General features: G+C 52.8%; 1 protein-coding gene. It reads right to left on the bottom strand.

The features are described 5' to 3' along the window. Positions 1-8,847 (bottom strand): non-ribosomal peptide synthetase (locus K331_RS33205; RefSeq protein ID WP_211237365.1); only part of this gene is annotated, 8,847 nt, incomplete at both ends.

The following is an 8,847-nucleotide window of genomic DNA, read 5'->3' as shown; positions in this document are numbered from 1 at the left end:
CATCGCTGGAACGAAGTGCATTGTTGTCACTCCATCACGGGCAATGGTATCCGCGATATCCTCCGGATTTTTCTCGCCGCCCACGGACAGCAAGCTTACCTTCGAGCCCACCATGGACCACCAGAACAGCTCCCATACCGACACGTCGAATGTGAAGGTCGTCTTTTGCAGGATCGTATCCTCCGCGCTCAGACCATAGCGATCATGCATCCACAGAATCCGATTGATCACCGAGTGATGCTCGACCATGACGCCCTTCGGCTTGCCCGTCGACCCCGATGTATAGATGACATACGCGATATGCTGCGGCCCAGCCAGTGGGGCCAGGTTGCAGCCATCCTCGTGATACAGCTCCTCCTGCTCCAGCACCAGCACTTTGCCGCCGAAGTCTGCCCATCCACTAGCCTCATTTGCCGCTGCAACATCTGCAGCAGCACCAGTACCCTTAGCTCCATCAATACCAGCATCCGTATCACTAGCAACTCCAGTATCAGTATCACTAGAAATTCCAGTATCAGTATCACTAGAAATTCCAGCTACCGCACCCATCGCACTCGAACTTGCTGCAAAATGTCCCGACTGTGGAGCTTGCACCTCCCACCGCTCGACTAGATGCTGCTGCGTCAGTACCAGCCGCGCACCCGAGTCCTCTAGCATGAAGCGGATGCGATCTGCTGGATAGTCTGGATCAATCGGCACATATGCGCCGCCAGCCTTCAGAATCGCATAGATGCCCACGATCATCTCCAGTGAGCGCTGCACGACCACAGCTACTGGCTGATCTGCTACAACACCTTCCGCACGCAAGGTACGTGCCAGACGATTCGCACGTTCATTCAGCTTCGCATAGGTCAACGATTGCTCTCCACAGATGACAGCCACCTGCTCCGGTGCACGTAGTACCTGCTGCTCGAACAGACTGCTAAGTGTCTCCTCCTGCGGATATGGTGCTGCGGTATCCCCCCACACCTCGATGAGATGTGCTTGCTCTGCCGGGGTTACCAAGGCAAGCTCATCTACACGGATATGCGGATTCGCAATAATTTGCCCAATCACTTGATCAATATGGCCCTGAATACGCTCCATATCGGCAAGGCTGTACACCAGCGTGTTGTATTCGAACAGAATTGAGATATCTTCGCCAGGGACTACAATCAGGTTGAAATCATAGTTGGTCTGCTCAGCAATAGAAACGTTGGTAATCGACAATGCTGATCCAGAATGCTCACTGCCGTCCTCAGAATCGCCTAGCTGGCTGATCTGTTCGCCGATCGGGAAATTCTCGAATACCATAATATGATTAATCAGATCCTGCTTCTGCTCAGTCAGTGCCTGAATCTCATATAGCGGGAACGTATCGTAAGCTCCCGAGGCAAGCGCCTGCTCCTGCACACTATGCAGTAGCTGAGCGAAGGTCGCACTACGTTCATTCATAATCCGTACTGGAATCGTATTGATGAACAAGCCGATCATCTGCTCCACACCCGCAATTTCTGCCGGACGGCCAGATACGACACTACCAAATACGACATCCTGATTGTTATTGTAGTTCTGCAGGATCACGCCCCAGACCGTCTGTAGCACCGTGTTGATCGTAACCTGCTGCTGCCTTGCCATTCGATTCAAGGCCTCACTCCATTGCTGGCCTAGCGTGAAGGATAGCTTGCCAGGTACATATCCAGCAGCCCCTGATCCGTGCTCAGTCCCCTGTTCAGCTACATGCTCCGGTGCAAGCTGGGATGAGTTCTGTTCTACCGAGAGAATTCCTCCGCCTTGCTCACCAGGCAGCAATGTCTGTTGCTCAAAGCCTGCCAGATAGTCACTCCAGTAGCGGGAGGCTGCCTCTGTATTTTGCCGTTCCAGCCATTCAATGTAGTTACTGTAAGGCTGCACCGCTGCCAATACAGGCTCTTTGCCTGCCAGCAATGCCTGATAGGCTCCAAATACCTCGTCCGTCACGAGCGACAAGCACCAGCCATCCATCACAATATGATGGAAGCTCCAGATGAACTGATACGTGCTATCTCCTGTGCGCAGCACTGCTACACGCATCAACGTATCCTGACCAAGGTCGAAGCCTCTCGCCTTGTCACGAGAGATGTATTCAGCCACGATCTCAGCTACTGCATCTCTGCCTTCTCTAACATCTTCATACTGGAAGTCTACTGCTCTATAGCGATACACAACCTGTAATGGTTGACCATGCCAGCCACTATAGAAATTCGTACGGAAAATGGCGTGACGATCCATCAGCAGCGCCAGACTCTTCTCGAACACCTCTGGTACAAATGCTCCATTCAGCTCGAACGTTGCCTGCTCAAAGTACACACCCGTCTCGGCATGCATCAGACTGTGGAACAGCATCCCCTTCTGCATCGGGGTTAATGGATATACATTTTCCAGTTCACCAACTGCTTGGGTCTGGTCCAGAATCGTAGCAAGTTGCTCGAGAGTAAGACCTTTGAACAAGACATCACTTGGTGTAAGCTCTGTACGCTCTCGACTGACACAATGCTCGATAATTTCCAACAAATGACCTCTCAGCAGCTCGGCCAGCATCTGAATCGTATGCTGACGGAAGCCTTGACGGTTATAGCGAATCTCAAGCTCCAGAACGCCGTCTGTGACGATACCACCTACATCAAGCATATATTTCATCTCTGTCCGTTCACTCACGGCTGCACCGATCGAATATGGAGACATGCGTGTGTTACTGTTGCTCAGATCCTGATCGAATTGGCCCAGATAGTTGAAGCTAATCTGTGGCTCAGCGTAGCCCTTACCAGAGACATCACTTTCCTCACTCTGACGTACAGCTGTCCCGGATTCCGTCAGGTATCTCCATATGCCATAGCCGATGCCTTTATTCGGAATATGGCGGAGACTCTCTTTAACTTGCTTGATGCGCGCTGAGAGCGTTGACTCGCTGGCTGCACCCAGCAGCACTGGATATTGAGTCGTGAACCAGCCTACCGTGCGAGATACATCCATACCAGCGAGAATGTCCTCACGTCCATGACCCTCTAAGTTAATTAGGCTTCGCTCATGACCCGTCCAAGCTTGTAGCGTCATACCCAGCGCGGTAAGCAGCAGATCGTTCACTTCTGTGTTGTAAGCACGATGGGCTTGCTTCAGTAGCTGCTCCGTCTGTGGCTGTGTCAGCTGTACTGCGACGGTGTCTGTGTCAGCCAGGGTAAATGGTCCTTCCACTTCCGCATCCATAGGCAGCTGCCCTTGATTATCCAGCGCTTCGGCGTTGTGTCGCTCCCAATAATCCCGTTCACTTACCATAGCCTCACTATGGGCATATTCAGTTAGCTGATGGGACCATGTACGGAAGGAATCCGTTTTGTACGGAAGCTGTAAGGCTTCCTGTGAGACAGCCTGCTCATATACAGTAGCCAGGTCCTCGAACAAAATACGCCAGGATACGCCGTCCACGACCAAATGGTGAATGACCAGCAACAGATGATCCCCGTCAGCACAACGGAACAAGCCTGCTCGGAAGAGAGGTCCTTCATCCAGATTTATGCCACTTTGAATACTATCGGCTTTGGCCTCAATCGCTGCTCTGAGCACAGCCGGATCTGAGACATCCCTAAAGTCTGCAACCTCGAGATGGAATAGCTCACCCTCGTCTATGCCGCGATTTTGCACACTATAGCTATGATCATGCTTGCTGAATACCATCCGCAACGCATCATGATGCTCGGCCAGCTTCGCAAGGGCCTGAAGTAACGCTCCCTCATCAAAGCCCTGCTCCCGATGCAGCATGACCGCCTGATTGAAGTGATGATCATCCAGTTGCTTCTGTTCTACGAACCAATGTTGGATCGGTGTGAGTACGACTTCCCCTGTCACGACTCCCTGATCCGCTGTATGTCGCTCTGCGAGACGGAGCTGTAGTGCGAGATCCTTGATCGTCGGATATTTGAACAAATCCTTCATGTCCATCTTGTATCCAGCTTGCAACAAGCGGGAGGCTACCTGAATCGCTTTAATAGAATCGCCGCCCAGCTCGAAGAAATGATCCAGTATGCCAATCTGTCCACCACCGAGCACAGCGCTCCACACCGTGGCCAGAGCTTGTTCAGCCGCTGTGCGTGGAGATACATAAGCTGTGCCGGTAGACATGCCGCCCTCCGGTGCAGGCAAGGCTTTGCGGTCTACTTTACCGTTCACAGTCAATGGAATCTGCTCTACCTGCATAAAGTAGGATGGTACCATATAGGCAGGGAGCTCCTGGGAAAGCACCTGTCTGAGCTCTCCAATATTACACGCCTGATTCGAGGTGAAGTAAGCACAGAGCATTTTCTGCCCAGCTTCATCCTCGATTACCAGCACGACCGCCTCACGGATATCTGTCATTCGCAGGAGCTTCGCCTCTATCTCACCAAGCTCAATCCGATAACCACGGATTTTCACCTGCTGGTCCATACGTCCGGCATACTCCAATGTGCCATCCTCACGCCAACGTACGAGATCACCTGTGCAATACAGACGTTCTTCAGTTCCTTCATCCGCTCCTGCTGCCCAAGGATTCAAGCGGAATTTCTCGCTCGTCAGCTCAGGGCGGTTCAGATAGCCACGGGCTACGCCGTCACCACCCACCACCAACTCACCCCAAGCACCGATAGGCTGCAAATGAAAGCCTGCATCGACGACATACGCCGTCGAATTATGGATCGGACGACCGATTGGTACAGCATCATGCTGTGGCTCGTCGATGCGGTATGCCGTCGAGAAGGTCGTATTTTCCGTCGGGCCATAGCCGTTAATGATGGTCAACCCTGGATGATGTTCCAATACTCGGTTAATGTGCGGTACGGAGAGAACATCTCCGCCAACCAGCAAATGCTTCACAGCTCCGAACAATTCGGCATCCTGCTGGGATAGCTGGTTGAACAAAGGCGCCGTCATCCACATGGTCGTAATGGCATGCTCACGAATGCTTACCTTCAGCTTGGCTGCATCCAGAAGCGTGTCCTGATCTACCAACACCAGCTGACCACCATTTAACAATGCGCCCCAAATCTCAAACGTCGAAGCGTCAAATACGAGCGCTCCCGTCTGCAGAATCCGTGTGGATTCATCCAGCGGCACATAATCCGTATTGCACACCAGGCGCACAACACTGCGATGCTCAACAACGACACCCTTCGGCAGACCCGTAGAGCCGGATGTGTAAATGATATAGGCTGCATCATGGCTGGATTTACTCGACGGCAGATTAGACGTAAGTTCACTATTCAATGTATCTGTGTTACTCGATATGTCTGTACTATTCAATGGATGTGCTGTATTCAACGTGTCTGCATTACGGGAAGCCTCATCATTCAGCTCGACGATCTGTCCTATAAATCCGGTCCAATCATACCGCTCTAACAACGCCTCCTGCGCGAGCAGCAGCTTGGCTCCCGAATCCTCCAGCATATAGCGAATGCGCTCCTCTGGATATTGAGGGTCAATCGGCACATACGCACCGCCTGCCTTCAAAATCGCCAGCGTGCCAATCAGCATATCCAGCGAGCGTTCAGCCAGCAAGCCGACTGGCTCGTCAGCCTGTACTCCAGCCAATCGCAACGTATGTGCCAAGCGGTTAGCTGACTTATTCAGCTCACGATAGGACAACGATTGCTTCCCATACACGGCTGCCGTCTTCTCAGGCACACGTGCAGCCTGCTCCTCGAACAGCCCATGAATGGACTGATGACGCGGGTACGCCGCAGCTGTATCGTTGAATACTTCGCGAATTTGAGACTGCTCCGCTGCAGTAATGAGCTCCAGCTCATCTACGCGAGCTTGCGGATTCAGCGCAATCTGCTCCAGCAGACGTGTAAAATGTCCATGCAATCGTTCAATGCCTGCCTGATCGAAGCTCAGCGCGTTATACATAAAGCGAATCCGGATTGCTTCGCCTGGCATCACAACCACGTTCAGATCATAATTTGTTTGCTCTGTAGCAACGACGTTCGAGATTGTAAATGCGTCTTCTCCATTGCCACCAAGCTGCTCGACCTGCTGCTCCACCGGATAGTTTTCAAAGACCATAATGTGATTGATCAGGTCCTGCTTCTGCTCCGTAAGCGACTGAATCTCATACAGCGGGAACGCATCATACGTATTGGATGCAAGTGCCTGCTCCTGTACGCGTCTCATCAGCGTGGCAAAGCCTTCGCCTGTTACCGTCTGAATGCGAACCGGGATCGTGTTAATGAACAAGCCGATCATCTGCTCCACGCCCGGGATATCGCTTGGACGACCTGACACGACGCTGCCAAACACGACATCGGTGCTGTTGTTGTACTTTTGCAGCAGGACACCCCATACGGTCTGAATCAAGGTATTAATCGTAACTTGATGCTGCTTGGCAACTCGTCCAATCTGCACGGCCAGCTCTGGCTGCAGATCACACTCCAGCTCACCCGCTGCATATTCCTTCTGGCGTACAGAGGTGGACTGTGCCTTTTGCTGTGGCAGCATGACCTGCTGCTCATAGTCAGCCAGATATCCGCTCCAGTATTGACGGGCCGCTTCACGATCCTGGCGCTCCAGCCATTCGATGAAGCGACTGAATGGTGTGACTGGCGGAAGCATTGGTTCCTGGCCCGCACGCAGGGCAAGATAGGTGCCAAAGACCTCCTGTGTCATGAAGGACAAGCACCAGCCATCCATTAGAATATGATGGAAGCTCCAGATAAAGTGGTATGCTTCATCTCCAGTCTGTAAAATGGATACCCGAATGAGTGCATCCGCATCCAGGCGGAATCCCTTGGCCTTGTCTTCACCCGTATAAGCTTCTACACGCGCCTCACGATCAGCTACTGACAGCTCACGCAGGTCCTCATAATATAGCTGTCCACTACGGCTGCGGAATACAGCCTGTACAGGCTCGTCCTTCCACAAGCTAATAAAGTTCGTCCGCAGCGCTTCATGGCGTTCAATCAACAGGTCGAAGCTGCGCCCGAAGGCTCCCACATCAAAGTGTCCGTTCAGCTCAAAGGTAGCCTGCTCGAAATAAGCTCCTGAATCAGCATCCATCAGGCTGTAGAAGAGCATCCCCTTCTGCATTGGCGTCAAGGCATACACATTCTCCAGATCGCCGAGCTCACGTGTATCCTCAACTAGCTGCTGCAGCTCATCCATCGTTACGTTATTCAGCAGTACATCACTTGGCGTCAGCACCGTTCTGTCCTGTGCAACGCAGTGAAGAATAACTTCACGCAGACTGGAGACCAGATGCTCTCCAAGCCGCTCCATCGTCTCCTGACGGAACTGGGTGCTACCATACCGGATCGTGAATACAAGCTCGCCGTCCTCAATCAACCCGTTGATATCCAGTGCAAAATCCATGGCCGCCTTGGTACTCACTGGCACACCAATCGAGTAAGGCGAAGGCTGCAGAGCACTGCCTTTGTAATCCTGATCGAATTGCCCCAGATAGTTGAAGCTAATCTCCGGCTCAATCTGGAGTAATCCGCCAGTTGGTGTGGCTGCTGAATTGGACAGGTAGCGCAGAATGCCATAGCCGATGCCTTTGTTCGGAATTTGGCGCAGACCTTCCTTGACCTGCGTAATCAGACGCCCGATATTGGCTTGATCAGCCCCTGCTCTACTAGAAGCAGCGCTGACGTTCAATACAACAGGGAACTGGCTTGTGAACCAACCGATGGTGCGCGTAACATCCATATCTGGCAAAATGGATTCCCGGCCGTGACCCTCCAGGTTAATTAGCACGCGCTCCGATCCAGACCAGTCGAATACAGCCTTGCCAAGAGCACTCAGCAGCAGATCGTTCATTTCTGTGCTGTATGCACGATGAGCCTGCTTGAGCAGCATGTCAGTCTCCTGCTTCGTCCAGCGTACCGTAATGACCTCGCTATCCCCCAGTTGTGCTTTGGGCTGGTCAAAGTCCTTCGGCAATACCTGCACAAGCTTCGCTTCCGCTTGCTCGATATGCTGCCAGTACGCAAGCTCCTGCTCCATCGCTGCACTGTTGGCATAAGCCGACAGCTGCCCGGCCCAGGTCTGGAATGAATCACTCTTATGCGGAAGCTGAATAGCCTTCTCCTTCTTGCCCGCCAATGCCTGCTCATAGCCAGTTGCAACGTCCTCCAGCAATATCCGCCAGGATACTCCGTCCACCACCAAATGATGGATGACAATCAGCAAATGATCCCCTTGCGCGCACTGGAACAGACCCAGCCTCATAAGCGGTCCTTCGCTCAGCTGAATACTTCCTTGAATCTCTGTTGCCTTGGTCTCGACAGCAATTGCTTCATCAGCTATACCCAAGAGATCTACAATCTCCAGCGTATATAGCACGCCATCGTTAGTCTCACGGTTCCAAGCCTCATAACCTTGTTCTGTCTCGCGGAAGACGGTACGCAGCGCATCATGATGCTGGACAATCCTGTCCAGCGTATGCCGCAGCGCGTCTACATTAAAGCGTTCAGCCCGGTGCAGCAGCATAGCTTGGTTGTTGTGATGCGGCTCTGCAGGCTGCTGCTCGAAGAACCAGCGCTGAATCGGTGTCAGCTCTACCCGGCCCTTGGCATCCTCTTGGCTGGCCATTTTACCGTCGGTACGCAACAGAGGACTGAGTGATATGACTGTCGGATGGCTGAACAGGTCCTTCATCTCCATCCGGTATCCAGCCTGCAGGAGTCGTGACGACACCTGTAGCGCCTTGATGGAATCTCCACCCAGCTCGAAGAAATTGTCCTGCGTGCCGATGGCTTCCATGCCCAGTACACCAGCCCAAATCTCTGCCAATACCTGCTCCACCGCTGTGCGTGGTGCAACATAGGCTGCACCGGTATGGATGCTGCCCTCCGGCTCCGGCAA

Origin of the sequence: Paenibacillus massiliensis subsp. panacisoli DSM 21345 (assembly GCF_000426545.1) — a bacterium.
Lineage (GTDB): Bacteria > Bacillota > Bacilli > Paenibacillales > Paenibacillaceae > Paenibacillus > Paenibacillus panacisoli.
Note: the sequence above shows the minus strand (reverse complement) of the source record. Positions and strands in the feature narration are given on the sequence as shown.